At 69.8% G+C, this 17,154-nt stretch carries 19 protein-coding genes; 12 read left to right on the top strand and 7 right to left on the bottom strand.

All coding sequences use genetic code 11. From position 1 onward, the window contains the following. Window positions 1–64 precede the first annotated feature (64 nt). From rplU to proB, 4 genes are all read left to right on the top strand, one after another. On the top strand, window positions 65–379 hold the full coding sequence (rplU, locus tag FKR81_RS32230) for a 50S ribosomal protein L21 (RefSeq protein ID WP_146357792.1): 315 nt from the start codon (window positions 65–67) through the stop codon (window positions 377–379). A gap of 14 nt (window positions 380–393) precedes the next feature. After that, complete coding sequence (gene rpmA / locus FKR81_RS32225) at window positions 394–651, top strand: 50S ribosomal protein L27 (protein ID WP_146357790.1); 258 nt, start codon at window positions 394–396, stop codon at window positions 649–651. 105 nt (window positions 652–756) lie between these two features. After that, the gene (gene obgE, locus FKR81_RS32220; RefSeq protein ID WP_146357788.1) at window positions 757–2,196 is read left to right on the top strand and encodes a GTPase ObgE; all 1,440 of its coding nucleotides are present in this window, start codon (window positions 757–759) and stop codon (window positions 2,194–2,196) included. A 3-nt stretch (window positions 2,197–2,199) separates the two neighbouring features. Then, window positions 2,200–3,327, top strand: coding sequence for a glutamate 5-kinase (proB, locus tag FKR81_RS32215; protein ID WP_186763293.1), 1,128 nt, complete (start codon window positions 2,200–2,202; stop codon window positions 3,325–3,327). A 7-nt stretch (window positions 3,328–3,334) separates the two neighbouring features. Here proB and FKR81_RS32210 read toward each other — a convergent pair whose 3' ends face one another. Beyond that, window positions 3,335–4,597, bottom strand: coding sequence for an MFS transporter (locus tag FKR81_RS32210; RefSeq protein WP_146357786.1), 1,263 nt, complete (start codon window positions 4,595–4,597; stop codon window positions 3,335–3,337). Between the two features lie 28 nt (window positions 4,598–4,625). Then, window positions 4,626–5,330 (bottom strand): alpha/beta fold hydrolase, encoded by a 705-nt coding sequence (locus FKR81_RS32205; protein ID WP_146357784.1) that lies wholly within the window; start codon window positions 5,328–5,330, stop codon window positions 4,626–4,628. Window positions 5,331–5,367: 37 nt separating this feature from the next. Between FKR81_RS32205 and FKR81_RS32200 the strand changes: the two genes are divergently transcribed. Continuing rightward, entirely contained in the window at window positions 5,368–5,748 is a 381-nt protein-coding gene (locus FKR81_RS32200; protein ID WP_146357782.1) for a VOC family protein, read from the top strand. Here the strand turns inward: FKR81_RS32200 and FKR81_RS32195 are convergent. Beyond that, complete coding sequence (locus tag FKR81_RS32195; RefSeq protein WP_146357780.1) at window positions 5,731–6,636, bottom strand: AraC family transcriptional regulator; 906 nt, start codon at window positions 6,634–6,636, stop codon at window positions 5,731–5,733. The genes FKR81_RS32200 and FKR81_RS32195 overlap by 18 nt on opposite strands. Before the next feature lie 81 nt (window positions 6,637–6,717). Here FKR81_RS32195 and FKR81_RS32190 point away from each other — a divergent pair, with 81 nt between their 5' ends. Continuing rightward, on the top strand, window positions 6,718–7,122 hold the full coding sequence (locus FKR81_RS32190) for an anthrone oxygenase family protein (RefSeq protein WP_146357778.1): 405 nt from the start codon (window positions 6,718–6,720) through the stop codon (window positions 7,120–7,122). On the opposite strand, the gene FKR81_RS32185 is transcribed toward FKR81_RS32190, so the two are convergent. The 3 genes from FKR81_RS32185 to FKR81_RS32175 form a co-directional block, all read right to left on the bottom strand. Further along, window positions 7,123–7,653 carry a phosphoribosyltransferase family protein gene (locus FKR81_RS32185; RefSeq protein WP_146357776.1) on the bottom strand — a complete coding sequence of 177 codons (531 nt, stop codon included), beginning with the start codon at window positions 7,651–7,653 and terminating at the stop codon, window positions 7,123–7,125. A 72-nt stretch (window positions 7,654–7,725) separates the two neighbouring features. Then, window positions 7,726–8,964, bottom strand: coding sequence for a cytochrome P450 (locus FKR81_RS32180; RefSeq protein WP_146357774.1), 1,239 nt, complete (start codon window positions 8,962–8,964; stop codon window positions 7,726–7,728). 2 nt (window positions 8,965–8,966) lie between these two features. Beyond that, a complete protein-coding gene (locus FKR81_RS32175) occupies window positions 8,967–9,686 on the bottom strand; it encodes a TioE family transcriptional regulator (RefSeq protein WP_146357772.1) in 720 nt (239 codons plus the stop codon). 81 nt (window positions 9,687–9,767) lie between these two features. On the opposite strand from FKR81_RS32175, the gene FKR81_RS32170 reads away from it, so the two are divergent. Further along, window positions 9,768–10,922 (top strand): erythromycin esterase family protein, encoded by a 1,155-nt coding sequence (locus FKR81_RS32170; protein ID WP_146357980.1) that lies wholly within the window; start codon window positions 9,768–9,770, stop codon window positions 10,920–10,922. Here the strand turns inward: FKR81_RS32170 and FKR81_RS32165 are convergent. Beyond that, window positions 10,919–12,997: a RecQ family ATP-dependent DNA helicase gene (locus FKR81_RS32165; protein WP_146357770.1), complete on the bottom strand. Its 2,079-nt coding sequence runs from the start codon at window positions 12,995–12,997 to the stop codon at window positions 10,919–10,921. The two genes, FKR81_RS32170 and FKR81_RS32165, sit on opposite strands and share 4 nt — an antisense overlap. 64 nt (window positions 12,998–13,061) lie before the next feature. Between FKR81_RS32165 and FKR81_RS32160 the strand changes: the two genes are divergently transcribed. From FKR81_RS32160 to rsfS, 5 genes are all read left to right on the top strand, one after another. Then, on the top strand, window positions 13,062–14,327 hold the full coding sequence (locus FKR81_RS32160; RefSeq protein WP_146357768.1) for a glutamate-5-semialdehyde dehydrogenase: 1,266 nt from the start codon (window positions 13,062–13,064) through the stop codon (window positions 14,325–14,327). Window positions 14,328–14,377: 50 nt separating this feature from the next. Next, window positions 14,378–15,562 (top strand): cytochrome P450, encoded by a 1,185-nt coding sequence (locus FKR81_RS32155; protein WP_146357767.1) that lies wholly within the window; start codon window positions 14,378–14,380, stop codon window positions 15,560–15,562. A 180-nt stretch (window positions 15,563–15,742) separates the two neighbouring features. Next, the gene (nadD, locus tag FKR81_RS32150) at window positions 15,743–16,330 is read left to right on the top strand and encodes a nicotinate-nucleotide adenylyltransferase (RefSeq protein ID WP_146357765.1); all 588 of its coding nucleotides are present in this window, start codon (window positions 15,743–15,745) and stop codon (window positions 16,328–16,330) included. A gap of 86 nt (window positions 16,331–16,416) precedes the next feature. After that, complete coding sequence (locus tag FKR81_RS32145; protein ID WP_146357763.1) at window positions 16,417–16,620, top strand: cold-shock protein; 204 nt, start codon at window positions 16,417–16,419, stop codon at window positions 16,618–16,620. A gap of 146 nt (window positions 16,621–16,766) precedes the next feature. Continuing rightward, the gene (gene rsfS / locus FKR81_RS32140; RefSeq protein ID WP_146357761.1) at window positions 16,767–17,153 is read left to right on the top strand and encodes a ribosome silencing factor; all 387 of its coding nucleotides are present in this window, start codon (window positions 16,767–16,769) and stop codon (window positions 17,151–17,153) included. Window position 17,154: the final 1 nt, after the last annotated feature.

Here is a 17,154-nt window from a genome sequence, read left to right as displayed (position 1 = left end):
GCACTTTCGCTGGTGGGTTGGCGCATGGCCCGTCACCGTCGAGTAGCAGGAGACTTCCGTCCTGATGTACGCGATCGTCAAGACCGGCGGCAAGCAGTACAAGGTCGCTGTCGGCGACATCGTCGAGGTCGAGAAGCTCGAGGGCGAGCCGGGCACCGTAGTGAACTTCCCGGCTCTGCTGGTTGTCGACGGCACCGACGTGACCGCTGACGCGGCGGCCCTGGAGAAGTTCTCGGTGACCGGCAAGCTGGTCGAGCACACCAAGGGCCCGAAGATTCGCATCCACAAGTTCAAGAACAAGACCGGCTACCACAAGCGGCAGGGTCACCGTCAGAAGCTGACCCGCGTCGAGGTCACCGGCATCACTCCCGGTAAGTGAGGACCTGACTTCTCATGGCACACAAAAAGGGTGCATCCAGCTCCCGCAACGGCCGTGACTCCAACCCGCAGTACCTCGGGGTCAAGCGGTTCGGCGGTCAGGTCGTCAAGGCCGGCGAGATCCTGATCCGCCAGCGCGGCACGAAGTTCCACCCCGGCGTGAACGTCGGTCGTGGCAAGGACGACACGCTGTTCGCTCTCGAGCCCGGTGCGGTCGAGTTCGGCATGAAGCGTGGTCGCAAGACCGTCAACATCGTTCCGGTCCAGGTCTGAGCGACCTGTTCCGCACGTAGTTAGACACCCCAACGAGGGGCGGGACCGGTCTCCGGCTCCGCCCCTCGTTGCGTTTTTTCAGTCATTTTGAGAGGAAGTAGTTCCGTGGCCCGCTTCGTAGACCGGGTGGTGATCCACGCTGCCGCCGGCAACGGGGGCAACGGCTGTGCTTCAGTGCACCGCGAGAAGTTCAAGCCGCTCGGCGGCCCCGACGGGGGCAACGGGGGCAACGGCGGCGACGTGATCCTCGTCGTCGACTCGCAGGTGCACACCCTGCTCGACTTCCACTTCCGCCCGCACGCGGCCGCGACCAACGGCAAGGCGGGCGCGGGCGCGAACCGGGACGGCGCGAACGGCGGCGACCTCGAGCTGCGCGTGCCGGACGGCACCGTCGTGCTCACCGAGGACGGCGAGTTCATCGCCGACCTGGTCGGCGAGGGCACCCGCCTGATCGCCGCCGCCGGTGGCCGCGGTGGTCTCGGCAACGCCTCGCTCGCGTCCAAGGCCCGCAAGGCCCCCGGATTCGCGCTGCTCGGCGAGCCCGGCGAGACCCGTGACCTGGTGCTGGAGCTGAAGTCCGTCGCGGACGTCGGCCTGCTGGGCTTCCCGTCCGCCGGCAAGTCGTCGCTGATCTCCGTGCTGTCCGCCGCGAAGCCGAAGATCGCCGACTACCCGTTCACCACCCTCGTGCCGAACCTGGGCGTGATCACCGCGGGCGAGACCATCTTCACGATGGCCGACGTGCCCGGCCTGATCCCCGGTGCGTCCGAGGGCAAGGGCCTCGGCCTGGACTTCCTGCGCCACATCGAGCGCTGCGCCGTGCTGGCGCACGTCGTCGACTGCGCGACCTTCGAAGAGGGCCGCGACCCGCTGTCGGACATCGACGCGCTCGAGGCCGAGCTGGCGCAGTACACGCCGTCGCTCGGTGGCGAGCTCGCCGACCGGCCCCGCGTCGTGATCCTCAACAAGATCGACGTGCCGGACGCCCGCGAGCTCGCGGAGATCGTGAAGCCCGAGATCGAGGCGCGCGGCCTGCGCGTGTACGAGATCTCGACGGCCTCGCGGGAGGGTCTGCGCGAGCTGACGTACGCACTCGGCGAGGTCGTGCGCGAGTACCGCGCGGCGCAGCCGGTGAAGGAAGCCACCCGCATCGTGCTGCGGCCGACCGCCGTGGACGACGCCGGGTTCACCGTGATCGAGGACCCGCAGGTCGAAGGCGGCTTCATCGTGCGGGGCGAGCGTCCCGAGCGCTGGATCCGCCAGACCGAGTTCTCGAACGACGAGGCCGTCGGCTACCTCGCGGACCGGCTCAGCCGCCTCGGCGTCGAGGACCAGCTGGTCAAGATGGGCGCGATCCCCGGTTGCCAGGTCACCATCGGCGACCTGGTGTTCGACTGGGAGCCGACCACCCCGGCCGGTATCGCGATGACCATGACGGGCCGCGGCACCGACCCGCGCCTGGAGCGCAACGAGCGGATCGGCGCGTCCGAGCGCAAGATCGCGAAGAAGGCGCGTCGCGTTCCCGGGACTTACGACGAGGAGTGAACCGTGACGGCCCCCGTGGTCTCACCGGCTCGAAGCGCGGTCGCCTCGGCGAACCGCATCGTGGTGAAGGTCGGCTCGTCGTCGCTCACGACGGCGGCGGGCGGACTGGACCCGACCCGGCTGGACGCGCTGGTCGACGCGGTGTCCGCCCGTGTGTCCTCGGGCAGCCAGGTGGTGCTCGTGTCGTCCGGCGCCATCGCGGCCGGCCTGGCGCCGCTGGGCATCTCGCGTCGTCCACGTGACCTGGCCACGCAGCAGGCCGCCGCTTCGGTCGGCCAGCTGACGCTGGCGCACGCGTACGCGAACTCGTTCGGCCGCTACTCGCTCACCGTCGGCCAGGTCCTGCTGACGGCGGACGACGTGGTGCGGCGCGCGCACTACCGCAACGCGCAGCGCACGTTCTCGCGCCTGCTCGCGCTCGGTGCCGTGCCGGTGGTGAACGAGAACGACACCGTGGCCACCGAGGAGATCCGCTTCGGCGACAACGACCGGCTCGCCGCTCTGGTGGCGCACCTGGTCGGCGCGGACGCGCTGTTCCTGCTGTCCGACGTGGACGCCTTGTACTCCGGTGATCCGCGCCAGCCCGGCGCCACCCGGATCGCCGAGGTCGCGTCGGCGTCCGATGTGGACGGTGTGCGTGCGGGATCCGTTGGTGCGTCCGGACTCGGCACGGGTGGGATGGCGTCCAAGCTCGCTGCTGCCCGGCTGGCTTCCGCGGCGGGTATTCCGGTGCTGTTGGCCGGTGCGTCCGATGCGGCCCAGGCGTTGTCCACCGCCGACTGCGGCACGGCCTTCGCCGCCGGTGGCTCACGCCTCACCGCGCGGCGGTTCTGGCTCGGCTACGCGGCTGACGCGACCGGCCGTCTGCACCTCGACGCCGGTGCGGTCGCCGCGGTGATGGGCCGTCGCCGTTCGCTGCTGGCGGCCGGGATCACCGATGTCGACGGCGACTTCGAGGCGGGCGACGTGGTGGAGCTGCTCGACCCGTCCGGTGCCGTGGTGGCGCGGGGCGTGGCGGGTTTCGACGCGACCGAGCTGCCGTCGCTGATCGGCCGATCCAGCCAGCACCTGCCGGAGGACCAGCGCCGCGAGGTCGTGCACGCCGACGATCTGGTGCCGCTGGCCAGGTGAGTCCCACCTAGGTGAGCTCGGCGCCCTTCGTCTCCGGCAGCGTCAGGATGACGAGGAACGCGATCACCGCGCCCGCCGCGACGTACCAGAAGAAACTCGTGCCGAGCCACTGGATGACCAGCGGCGCGGTGCCGCCGAACAGCGCGACCGTGAGGTTGTACCAGGCGCCGATGCCGAGTCCGCGCAGCTCGGTGGGGAACAGCTCGCTCATCAGCGCGGGCGCGACCGACGTCATCGCGGTGTAGAGGCCGAGTCCGACGCAGAACACGACGACCAGGTTGCCCAGCCCCGGCTTGACCAGGCTGGACAGCGGCACGATCAGCAGCGCGGTCGTCGCGGACCACACGAGCAGCTGCGGCCGTCGGCCGATCCGGTCGGCGAGCAAGCCCATCGGGTACTGCAGCGCGATGAACACCACGGTGCCGATCGAGAGCGCCAGGAACACGTCCACGTCGTTGGCGTGCCTCGTCTTCACCGCGAACGGTGTCAGCGCGGAGAAGAACGTGTAGAAGCAGAGCGTCGAGAGCAGCGTGAACCCGACGAGCCTGCCGACGGCCTTGGGGTGTTCGCGCAACGTCATCATCAGCGGGTTCTTGAGCTGCCGCGCCTTCGCCTTGTTCTGCTCGAACTGCTCGGTCTCCTCCAGCGCGCGGCGCAGCCACAGCCCGACGAGCCCGAGCACGCCGCCGATGAGGAACGGGATGCGCCAGCCGTACTCGGCCATCGCGGCCTTGTCGAGCGTGCGCGCCAGGCCGAACCCGAGCAGCGACGCGAACAGCACCGCCACACCGGTGGAGACGTAGAAGAACGACGAGTACCGGCCGCGGTGCTCCTTCGGCGCCACCTCACCGAGGTAGGCCGACGCGTTGGACACCTCGCCGCCGAGCGCCATGCCCTGCGCGATGCGCGCGAGCAGCAGCAGAACAGGTGCGAGCCAGCCGACCTGCGAGAACGTCGGCAGCAGTCCGATCGCGACCGAACCGCCGGACATCAGCGCGATCGTCAGCAGCATCGCCGTGCGGCGGCCCCTGAGGTCGGCGAACCGGCCGAGGAGGTACCCGCCGAGCGGGCGGAAGAAGAACGCCAGCGCGTAGGTCGCGAACGTGTTGACCAGCGCGGCCGCTTCGTTGGCAGACGGGAAGATCTGCGTCGCGAAGTAGATGCTGAACGCCGCGTAGATGCCCCAGTCGTACCACTCGATCGCGTTCCCGATGCTGGCCGCGACGAGCTTGCGCACGGGAAGTCGATGAGTTACCTCAGCCACCGCCATGTGGGCACCTTGTCACAGAGATCGCTGGTCAGGTAACCGACCTCCGTCGGATCGGGGCGAAGGTCGGGACCGGGTCGTTCGCCAGGAAGTCGACGATCATGCCGTTGCACAGGTCCGGCTTCTCCCACAGCAGGCCGTGCGACGTGCCCGGTACGACGGCCAGCTCGGCGTCGGGCAGCGCCCGGTACATCGCGATCGCGTGCTCCAGCCGGACCTCGTCGTCGTCGCCGACCATGACGAGCGTGCGGTTGGGAAGTGCCCTGAGGTCGTCGGGTGTGAGCGCGGGGCTGACGTGGTGCATGGCCGTCAGCTTCGCCTCGAACCCGGTCAGGCCGTCGAGTGGCGGGATGACGCCGGGCGCCCAGCCGTCGTGGTGGAAGACGCCGCAGACCAGCACCAGCTTGTTCACCAGGTCGGGTCTGCGGACGGCGGTCACCAGCGCGACCGTCGCGCCGTCGCTGCAGCCGACGAGGGGGGCCGGGCCGCTCTTGTGCTCGAGGAACGCGATGGTGTCCTGCGCCATCAGCTCGTGGCTGAGCGGACCTTCGGTGTCCGGGGTGTGGCCGTGGCCGCGGCGTTCGGGCAGGTAGAGGTGGAAGTTCTTCAGCGCGTCGAGCTGCGGGGACCACGCCTGCGCGTCCGCGCCGCCGGGGTGCAGGAGCACCAGCGGGTCGCCTTCGTTGCGCTCGTCGTACCAGGTGCGCACGCCGTTGAGTTCGATGTGGGATGCCATGCGGGGGTAGACCTCCCTCGTCGCCGATACTCATCGGATGGGATCTCTGGGGTTGGTGACGCTCGTCGTGCGCGACTACGACGAGGCCATCGGGTTCTACGTTGACGCGTTGGGTTTCACGCTCGTCGAGGACACGCCGCAGGGTGACAAGCGCTGGGTGGTCGTCGCACCCGCGTCCGGTGCGTCTCTGCTGCTGGCGCGGGCGTCCGACGACGCGCAGCTCGCGCGGGTCGGCGACCAGACCGGCGGCCGGGTCGGGTTCTTCCTGACCACCGACGACTTCGACGCCGACTACGCGCGGATGACCGCGTACGGCGTGCGGTTCCTGGAGGCGCCGCGCGACGAGGTGTACGGGCGCGTGGTCGTGTTCGAGGACCTCTACGGCAACCGCTGGGACCTGCTAGGTCGCGCGGGCTGAGCCGGGCGAGATGCCGACGATCCGCTTGAACGCCCGGCTGAACGCGGCTTCGGACTGGTAGCCGAGCCGGTGGGCGAGCTCGCTGACCGTGATGCCCTCCTGGAGGCGGTTCAGCGCGACCTGCATGCGCCAGCGCGTCACGTACTTCATCGCGGGTTCGCCGACCAGTTCGGTGAAGCGGGCGGCGAACGCACTGCGCGACATCGCCAGCTCCCTGGCCAGCGCGGCGACCGTCCACGGCCGCGCCGGGTCGCGGTGGATCAACGCGAGCGCCCGGCCGATCTGCTCGTCCTGCAACGCGCCGAGCCAGCCCCGCCTGGCCGCGGGGTCGTGCTCCAGCCACGAGCGGATCGCTTGGATGACCAGCACGTCGGACAGCCGCGTGATCACCGCCTCGCCGCCGGGCCGGACCTGCCTGGCCTCGGCGGCCATCAGGTCGAGCGTGCCGCGCATCGGACTCGCGTCGGACGCCTCGACGTACACCACCTTCGGCAGCAGCCCGACGAGGTGCCGCGCGGCCGGGTCGTCGAACCGCACGGCCCCGCACACCAGGTCGGTCGGCTCGCCGCCACCACCGTGGCGCAGGATCGCGTAGCTGTCGGTCTCGAAGTCGGTCGGCAGGTCCACGACGACCGGCTGGTCCACGTCCGGCCCGCTGCCCATCCGGTGGCCCTCACCGCCCGGCACGAGCAGGACGTCGCCGGGCTTGAGCTCTCGCAGGTCGCCGTCGACCTCCAGCGAGCAGCGGCCGTGCGTCAGGACGTGGAACCACAGGCAGTCCGCCATCGGCGGCAACGTCAGGCCCCACGGTTCGGTCAGCTCCGACCGGCAGTAGAACGTGCCGGACATGCGCAGCAGGTGCAGAGCCTCGCCCAGCGGGTCCGTCATGCCCTTCAGTTTGGACGAACGAGCATGCCAACGCGACAAAATGTCATTGATGGTCCGGCTTCCGCGTTGGACAGTGAGCTCATGACCATCATCCTGCTGCTCGCCACCGTCGGGTCCGGGCTCATGGCCGGGCTGTTCTTCTCGTTCTCCGCCGCCGTGATGCCGGGGCTGGCCGACCTGTCGCCCGCGGACGCCCGCGCTGCGATGCGGCGGATCAACGTCCGGATCCAGAACCCCGTGTTCCTGCTGGTGTTCGCCGGGACGGCCGTGCTCGGCGGCATCGGGTTGTTCGCGGGGGAGATCATCGCCGGACTGCTCTACATCATCGGTTCGTTCGTGCTGACCATGGTCGTCAACGTGCCGATGAACAACCGGCTCGAGCGGACCGACGACGCGTACTGGCCGACCTACCTGTCGCGGTGGACGCTCTGGAACCACGTGCGCGGGCTGGCCTGTCTCGCCGCACTGGTCATGTACCTGGTGTGATCACGCGTCAGGGAGGTCCTCGCTGAGCACGAGCGAATGCAGACTGCCCAGTTTCCTGGTGGAGTCCGCGCGCATCTGGTTGACGACAACGGCACATCCGGTCAGCTTCGCGCCCGCGGCCTCGACCAACTCCCGGACCGCCAGAGCCTGGCTTCCGGTCTCGATCCAGTCGTCCACGAGCAGGACTCGGTCAGCCGGCTCCAGCGATGACCGCTGGATCCGCAACGAGTGCCGAAACCCGCGATAGTCCGGCTCCGTCTCCCGCACCAGCTTCTCGCCGGGGAACATCCCGGCCGCCTTTCGCACGGCGACGAAGCCCACGCCGAGCTCCATCGCCGCGGCCCCTCCGAGCAGAAATCCTCGCGACTCGATCCCGCACACAGCCGTGACTCCCGTGTCGCGGAACGGCGCCACCAGTGCTCGGACGACCACCTTGAACGCGTCGCCATCCCGGAACACCGGCCACATGTCCGCGTGGCCACCGATCCACCGGAACTTCTCCAGCAGAACGTCACGCGCCGAGACCGTCATGACGCTGGATCTTCACGCACTCGACGGCACGAAGCGATCGGTTTCCTCGTCACGGCCAGCCACCCGGCAGCATCAGAGCACCTCGGCGCGCAGCCCGTACTTCGGCCGCATCGCCGCGACGCTCGTCGGTCTGACGCGCTGCGGCACGTACCGGAGCTCGGTTCTCGCCAGCAGCCGCGCGAGCATCACGGTCAGCTCGGTCGTCGCCAGGTTCGCGCCGATGCACCGGTGCGGCCCGCCGCCGAACGGCAGGAACTCGTGCGGCGCCGGCTTCTCCGTCCAGCGCTCCGGGTCGAAGCGCAGCGGGTCCGGCCACACGTCCGGCAGCCGGTGCGTGACGTACGGGCTGTAGATGAGGAACGTGCCCTTCTTGATGCGGCGTCCGGCGAACTCGAAGTCCTCCGCGGCCGTGCGCGCCGACACCACCGCAGGCGGGTAGAGCCGCAGCGTCTCCTGCACCACGCCGTTGAGGTACGGCAGCTGCTTCAGGCTCTCGACCGTCGGTCGTTGTGCTCCGAGCACTCCGTCCACTTCGGACTTCGCCTTGAGCCGGACCTGCTCGTGGCGCAGCAGGCTGAACACCGCCCACGCCATCGCGGCGCTCGTCGTCTCGTAGCCGGCCGCGATGAGCGTGACCACCTGGTCCCTGATCTCCAGGTCGCTCAGCTCGTCGCCGCGGGCGAGCGTGGCGAGCACGTGGTCGTCGGTGTCCGTCGCGCCCGCCCGCGCCTTCGCGATCTCCGCGTAGACCCGCTCGTCGACCTTGGCGCGCGCGGCCATCGCCCGCCGCCACACGGGCGCGTTCAGCCTGCGCAGCAACGTGATCACCGGCGGGTTCCGGTCGATCAGGTCGAGCAACGCCTGCAGCTGGACGCCGAAGAACTCCGCGTCGGCCGCGAACCGCGCCCCGAACAGCGAGTGGATCGTGCTGCGCCGGATCGCCGCGCGGAACTCCTGGTACACGTCGACGACCTGACCCCGTTGCCACGTGTCGAGCGTGGCGTCGGCGTTCTCCGCCATGACGTCCAGGTAGCCGGCGATCTGCCGGTGGTGCAGCGCGGGCTGCACGAGCCGCCTGCGCCTGCGGTGGTCCTCGCCGTCGCTGACGATCAGCGACGTCGGGCCGTCGACCGGCACCAGCGCCTGGAACGCCTCCTGCACGCGGAACAGGTGGGCGTTGGCGAACACGAACTGGTTCGCCTCCGGGCCCAGCAGGTACACGTACGGGCCGAGGCGTGCCACGGGGCCGCGGCGGCGGTACAACGCCGACAGCAAGTCGGCCTGCCGGAAGCTCACGACGTCCGGGGTCATGGTCAGACAGTACGGTGCGCCGTGGTCAGGTAGCGGCTGACCTGACTGGCCGCGTCGAGCATCGCAAGACCCTGTGCGGTGAGCTTTCGTCGCCAGTCGTCCAGTGCGGCGGCCAGCGCGTCCGTGCCGCCTGCCCCGCGGATCTGCTGGACCACGGTGCGGATGTGGTCGAGCGGGTAGCCCCCGCGCCGGAGGAGATGGGCGAGCTCGGCGTCGCGGACGTCGCTCCCGTGGAAGACGCGGTATCCGGTGGCCGGGTCTCGCACCGGGGTGAGGATGCCGGCGCTCTCCCACTTGCGAACGGTCGCGGGGGTGACCCGGAGCTGGTGCGCGAGTTCGCCGATCGTCCGGGGTTCGGTGTCCTGCGCCTGGTCCGGGTCGGCGGCCGGCTCCGCCGTCAGGTGATCCACCGCCGTCCTCACCGCGGCGAGGGTGGCCCGGTCGCGCAGCAGCTGTTCGTGGCCGCGGTCGATGATCATCAACGCGTGGTCGAGCTCGCCGTCGTTGAGCGCGTTCATGATCTGGCCGCCCGCCGAGTGCCCGTACGCCGGAATCAGGGCGAGGAAGGCGCGCAGTGCTGCCGCGTGCACCTCGGTGTAGAGCCGGTAGCCGCTGTCCGTGCGGTCAGCGGGCGGGATGAACCCGTCCCGCTCGTAGTTGCGGACCGCCTGGGTCGAGATACCGTGCTCTCGCGCGAGGTCAGCTGGTCGCAAGGTGATCACCGGTTTGAGACTTTACCGCAGAACCGAGCAGTCAGCGGAGCAGAAGTCTCAACAGAGCTTTCAACGATACGATTGAGACACATGAGCCAGGAAATCTGCGACTTCGTAACGCCCTCATGTGACCTGCTGGCCTTCGGTGAACCGACGCACCAGGAACCGGCCTTCGCTCGGGTCCGCAACGAGCTGTTCGCCCAGCTGGTCGGCCGCGGCTTCCGGTCGATCGCACTCGAAACCGATCGCGTGGCCGCGCTCGCCGTGAACGACTTCGTCCAGGACGGGATCGGCAGCCTGGACGCGGTGCTGAGCGAAGGCTTCTCCCACGGGTTCGGAAACCTGGACGGCAACCGGCAGCTGGTCACCTGGATGCGTGAGCACAACCAGCACCGACCGCCCGAGGAACGAGTGTCGTTCCACGGCTTCGACGCCCCGACCGAGAACTACAGCGCGCCCAGCCCGCGGACCTACCTCGAACACGCCCGCGACTACCTGGGACTCGACCTCGAGCTCGCGAGCCTCCTGGGTGACGACGAACGCTGGAGCCGCTCGGAGGCGATTTTGAACGCGGCCGAGTCGATCGGTGCCACGGCTGACGCCGACAGGCTGCGAACGCTCGCCCAGGACATGCTCGACTCGCTGTACGCCCGTGCCGCGGAACTGATCGCGGCGACCTCACGCGCCGAGTGGTACAGGATCAAGACGCATCTCACCGCCGGCATCGGCCTGCTGCGTTACCACCGGGAGGCAGCCAAACCCCTCGAACAGAGTGCGCGGATCGCTCTCCTGCTCGGCACCCGCGATGCGCTGATGGCCCAGAACCTCCTCGACATCCGCGCCATCGAGACGAGCCGGGGCCCGACCCTGGTCTTCGCTCACAACCTGCACCTGCGGCGGAACCCGAGCGCCTGGCGCATGGGAGACAAAGACCTCACCTGGTCCGGCGCCGGTGCCGTCATGGCGTCCTTGCTCGGCGAGCAGTACACCGTCGTCGCCGGCAGCCTGGGCCGCGCCGAAGCCTTCGAGCTCGGGGATCCCGAGCCGGACACCTACGAGGGCTTCCTGCAGGGCCTCGTCACCACCTGGGGGCTGATCAAGGCCACCGCGGTCACGGCTACCCGCATGCGGACCCAAACCACCTCACCGCAGCACTACTTCCCGCTCGACCAAGCGACTGTCGACTGCGTCGACGTGATCCTGCACATCAGCGACGGCACCACCGTCGCGCGCTCGTTCGACTAGGCGGTCACCCCCAACGCGAACGGCAGCACGGCCGGCACTCCGGCCTGACGCAGCAGCCGTGCCGCGACGGTCATGGTCCAGCCGGTGTCGACCTGGTCGTCCACCAGCAGCACCGGACCGTCCACACCGGACAGGTCGGGGGCCTGGGTCTCCCGCACCAGCCCGGCGAGCCGCTGCGCGGAGTTCGCGCGGTGCGTCGACTCGCCCACCCACACCTGGCCGAGCAGCGGCAGCCTGCCGATCGCGGAGATCCGCTGGCCGAAGCTGCCGACCAGGTCAGGCCGGCGTCGTGACCCCACGGTCACGACGCCGACCGGGCGCTGCTCCCAGCCCCAGCCGGTGAGGACCTTGACGCACGCCTGGAACACGTCGTCCGGGATGGGCTCGTCGTTGCCGTCCGCGAGCAGGGTGCGCAGCCGGTTGCCCCAGCCGATGTCGGTGAGCCTGCCCAGCGCGCGCCCGGTCTCCGCCATGTCCCCGGCCTTGATGCGCCCGGACAGCGACACCCCGATCGCGGCCATGCCGGTCGGCCACATCTTGCGCGGCGCCACGTCCACACCGGGGCGCATCAGCCGGTCGCGCGCCGCGGCCGCCGCGTCCGAGGACACCGACGTCGACACCTGCGTGCCGGTGCAGTTGTCACACCGTCCGCAGGGCCGGGCGTGCGGGTCGTCGAGCTGCAGCTGCAGGAACTGCATCCGGCAGTCGGTCGTGCCGAGGTAACCGAGCATCGCGTCCTGCTCGGCCCGGCGCGCCGCGGCGATGCGCCCGTACCGCTCGGCGTCGTAGGACCACGGCTGGCCGGTCGACTCCCAGCCGCCGCGCACCCGCTTCACCGCACCGTCGACGTCCAGCACCTTCAGCACGACCTCGAGCCGCGTGCGCGACAGCTCCACCATCGGCTCCAGCGCGGCTGTCGACAGTGGACGGTCGCCCAGCGCGCCCAGCACCTGCCGCACCACCAGTTCCGGCGGGAAGGCGAGAGACGCGAAGTAGGCCCAGATGTCCTTGTCCTCCGGGCCGGGCAGCAGCAGCACCTCGGCGCGTTCCACACCACGGCCCGCACGGCCGATCTGCTGGTAGTACGCGATCGGCGACTGCGGCGCGCCCAGGTGCACCACGAACCCGAGGTCCGGCTTGTCGAAACCCATGCCCAGCGCGGACGTCGCCACCAGCGCTTTGACCCGGTTCGCGAGCAGGTCGTCCTCCGCGCGCAACCGTTCCGCCTGCTCGGTCTTGCCCGAGTACGCGGCGACCTCGTAACCGCGGTCGCGCAGGAACGCCGCCACGTCGTCCGCCTGCGCCACGGTCAGCGTGTAGATGATCCCCGAGCCGGGCAGCTTCGCCAGGTGCTCGGCGAGCCAGCCGAGCCGCGCCTCGGCGTTGGGCAGCCGCGCCACGGACAGGTGCAGGCTCTGCCGATCGAGCGGCCCGCGCATGACCAGCGTGTCCGACCCGGAACCCAGCCCCAGCTGCTCGGTGACGTCGTGCACGACCCGGTCGTTCGCCGTCGCCGTGGTCGCCAGCACCGGCACACCCGGTGGCAGTTCAGTGAGCAACGTGCGCAGCCTGCGGTAGTCCGGCCGGAAGTCGTGGCCCCAGTCCGAGATGCAGTGCGCCTCGTCGACCACGAGCATCCCCGCCGACGCGGTCAGCGACGGCAGCACCGTGTCGCGGAAGTCCGGGTTGTTCAGCCGTTCCGGACTGACCAGAAGCACGTCCACCTCACCCGCGGACACCTGCTCCTGCACCGAAGTCCACTCGTCCGTGTTAGCCGAGTTGATCGTCGCCGCGTGCACACCGAGCCGCGCCGCCGCGCTGACCTGGTTGCGCATCAACGCGAGCAGCGGCGACACGATGACCGTCGGCCCCTCACCCAGCTCGCGCAGCAACGCCGTCGCGATGAAGTACACGGCCGACTTGCCCCACCCGGTGCGCTGCACGACCAGCGCGCGGCGGCGTTGCGCGACGAGGGCGTGGATCGCCGTCCACTGGTCCTCGCGCAGGGTCGCCTCCGGACCCGCGAGGGCCCGCAGGCGTTCTTCGGCCAGTTCCCGCAAAGCGATGTCGTCCACGTGGCCCACCATGCCACGGGGCACCGACAGTTTCTGATTGGCGTGGGGTCGTAGGCTGGAGGACGTGACTGACGACCTGCGCGAACAGGTGCACGCCGCCGCCCGCCGTGCCCGCGTCGCCGCCGACGAGCTCGTCCTGGCCACCCGCGAGCGCAAGGACACCGCGCTGCACGAGATGGCCGCCGCGCTGCGCTCCCGCGCCCCGGAGATCCTCGAGGCCAACGCGAAGGACATCGAGGCGGGCAGGGCAGCAGGCCTCCCAGAAGGCATCCTCGACCGCCTCGCTCTCAGCGAAACCAGGATCGAAGGCGTCGCCAAGGGCTTGGAAACCGTTGCGGGACTTGCGGATCCAGTGGGTGAGGTGCTCCGCGGCTCGATCCTGCCGAACGGGCTGGAGCTGCGTCAGGTCCGCGTCCCGATGGGCGTGGTCGGCATGGTCTACGAAGCGCGTCCGAACGTCACGGTCGACGCGGCGGGCCTCGCGCTGAAGTCCGGCAACGCCGCGCTGCTGCGCGGATCGAGCACCGCCGAGCACTCCAACACCGCGCTCGTCGAGGTGCTGCGCGACGCGCTCGACAAGGCAGGCCTGCCCGCGGACTGCGTGCAGCTCCTGCCGTGCCACGACCGCGCGAGCGTCACGCATCTCATCACCGCGCGCGGCCTGGTGGACCTCGTCATCCCGCGCGGCGGCGCCGGACTGATCAACGCCGTCGTCGAGCAGGCCACCGTGCCCACCATCGAGACCGGCGTCGGCAACTGCCACGTGTACGTCGACGCGCACGCCGACCTCGACATGGCCGAGAGCATCGTCCTCAACTCCAAGACCCGGCGAACCAGCGTCTGCAACGCGGCCGAGTCGCTGCTGGTGCACGCGGACGTCGCGGAGGCGTTCGTCCCGCGCATCACGAAGGCGCTGCAGAACGCCGAGGTCACGATCCACGGCGACGAGCAGTTCACGAGGCAACAGGGCGTCGTGCCCGCCACGGACGAGGACTGGGGCACCGAGTACCTGTCGCTCGACATCTCCGCCCGCGTGGTCGACTCGCTCGACGAGGCCGTGCGGCACATCGCGCGGCACGGCTCCGGCCACACCGAGGCGATCGTGACGGACGACGTGCGCGCCGCGCGCCGGTTCACCGCGCGAGTGGACGCGGCGGCGGTGTTCGTCAACGCCTCCACGGCGTGGACGGACGGCGCCGAGTTCGGCATGGGCGCGGAGATCGGCATCTCCACCCAGAAGCTGCACGCACGCGGTCCGATGGGCCTGTCCGAGCTGACCTCGTCCAAGTGGGTGGCGTGGGGCGAGGGGCATGTCCGCCCGCGTGCGTGAGACGTGACGTCGGCGCATGTGGTCAGTTGCGCTCCACGTGACCTGGTGACATGACTAACGTCGGTGGCATGCCGAGGACCTATCCCTTCAGCGAGAACGATGGTCTCAAGCACGACCCCCGGTACGCGGAGCTGCGCCAGGGGGAACCGGTCTGCCGCATCACCGCCCCGTTCGGCGGTGACGGCTGGCTCGTCACCAGGTACGAGGACGTGCGGACGGTACTGGCCGACCCGAGGTTCAGCCGGGCGGCCGCGGTCGGCGCGGACGTGCCCAGGATGACGCCCAACACCGCGCGCGGCGGTTCGATCCTCGCGATGGACGCGCCGGAGCACACCCGGCTGCGCAGGCTGGTGTCCAAGGCGTTCACGGTGCGCCGCATGGAGGAGCTGCGGCCGCGGGCGCAGGAGATCACCGACCGGCTGATCGACGGGTTCGACAACCCCGTCGACCTGGTCGAGAACCTCGCGCTGCCGTTGCCGATCACGATCATCTGCGACCTCCTGGGCGTCCCGTACGCCGACCACGGCGACTTCCGCCGGTGGTCCGAGCAGCTCATGACGACCGGCGCGTACACGGCCGAGGAGAGCGCCGACGGCCTCACCAAGCTGGTCGAGTACTTCGCCGGCCTCGTCGCCCAGCGCCGCGAACAGCCGACCGACGACCTCTTCAGCGCGCTCGTGCTCGCCCGCGACGAGGGCGACCAGCTCGCCGAGCACGAGCTGGTCGTCTTCGGCGTCACGCTGCTGGTCGCGGGCCACGAGACGACCTCGAACCAGATCGGCAACGTCGTCGCCACCCTGTTCGACCACCCGGACCAGCTGGCGGCGTTGCGCGCCGACCCGGACCTGCTGCCGTCCGCACTCGAAGAGCTGCTCAGGTTCATCCCGCTGGGTGCGGCCGGCGGGTTCGCCCGTGTCGCGCTGGAGGACGTCGAGCTCGGCGGCGTGACCATCCCCGCGGGCGACACGGTGCTGGTCAGCATGGCGTCGGGCAACCGCGACGAGTCCGTGTTCGACCACGCCGACCGGCTCGACCTGCACCGCAAGGTCGGTCACCACCTGGCGTTCGGGCACGGCATCCACTTCTGCCTCGGCGCCCAGCTGGCGCGGGTGGAACTGCAGGTCGCGGTGGGCACGTTGCTGCGACGGCTGCCCGGACTGCGGCTCGCCGAGCCCGTCGAGTTCCGCACCGGGACGCTCGTGCGCGGCCCGCGGCGGCTCGTCGTGACGTGGTGAGGAAAAGTTCGCGGATTCACGTCATGCGCGCGTGACACGGCCGTTCCTCGGGTACGCGGCTCCGCTTCGGGGTGGGCCGCGACCCGTACGGTCCATCCTCCCCCCGGACCGTCCGGTGTGATCAAGGCGCGACGGGTGGCGGCCATGGGAGCGGCCGCTGCCCGTCTACGCTGATCAGCTATGCGCATCGGCGTCATGGGTGGCACCTTCGACCCCATCCACCACGGCCACCTGGTCGCAGCGAGCGAAGTGCAGGCCAGGTTCGAGCTCGACCAGGTCATCTTCGTGCCCACCGGCCAGCCGTGGCAGAAGACCTCCCGCGTGGTCAGCCCCGCCGAGGACAGATACCTGATGACGGTCATCGCGACCGCGTCCAACCCGCGTTTCTCGGTCAGCAGGGTCGACGTCGACCGCGACGGCCCCACCTACACGGTCGACACGCTGACCGATCTCAAGGCGAAGCACCCCGACGCGGAGCTGTTCTTCATCACCGGCGCGGACGCGCTCGAGCAGATCCTGTCGTGGCGCCGCGCGGCGGACGCGTTCGCGCTCGCGCACTTCATCGGCGTCACCCGACCGGGGTACACGCTGAACGACCACCACCTCCCACCTGGGGCGGTGTCGCTGGTGGAGGTGCCCGCGATGGCCATCTCGTCCACGGACTGCCGCGCGCGCAACGCCGCAGGTCTGCCCGTCTGGTACCTCGTGCCGGACGGTGTCGTGCAGTACATCTCGAAGACCGGGCTGTACAGCGAACCTGACGCTTGACCCACGTTCGGGTGGATTTCGGTCGCGCTTCGGCCCCAAGAGGGTCAGAATCGACCAGTTGTTGGCGGTTGGTGAAAGGCAAGACTTTGGCTACAGGCATCGTGAAGTGGTTCAACTCCGAGAAGGGGTTCGGGTTCATCGCCCCGGACGACGGTAGTGCGGACGTGTTCGTCCACTACTCCGAGATCCAGAGTGGTGGTTTCCGCAGCCTGGAGGAGAACCAGAAGGTCGAGTTCGAGATCGGGCAGGGCCAGAAGGGGCCGCAGGCCCAGCAGGTCAAGCCGCTCTAGGCAGCAGCTTTCGCCGAAGCCCACCTCCGAACGGGGGTGGGCTTCGTCATGTCCTGGAAATCCAGGAAAGTACCTGCTGGCCGTCGCCGGTACCCTCATTAACTCGTGTGGGCGCATCAGCGCTCGCCGGAAGTTAGAGGAGTGACGTGGCAGCCACCGACGAGGCACGACGGCTGGCGCTGGTCGCCGCGAACGCGGCGTCCGACAAGAAGGCGCACGACGTGATGGTGCTCGACGTCTCCGACCAACTGGTGATCACGGACTGCTTCGTGATCGCGTCCGCTCCCAACGAGCGGCAGGTCGGGGCGATCGTCGACAACATCGAGGAGAAGATGCGGGAGTCCGGCACCAAGCCGGTTCGCCGCGAGGGTGCGCGCGAAGGCCGCTGGGTGCTGCTGGACTTCGTCGACGTGGTGGTGCACGTGCAGCACGTCGAGGAGCGCAGCTTCTACGGTCTCGAGCGGCTCTGGAAGGACTGCCCGCGGATCGAGTTCGAGGCCTCCGCCGAAGCAGCGTCTTCCGCGGAAGCGTGAG

This window comes from Lentzea tibetensis, from assembly GCF_007845675.1.
GTDB classification, from domain to species: domain Bacteria; phylum Actinomycetota; class Actinomycetes; order Mycobacteriales; family Pseudonocardiaceae; genus Lentzea; species Lentzea tibetensis.
This window is presented reverse-complemented; position numbering and strand designations above follow the sequence as displayed.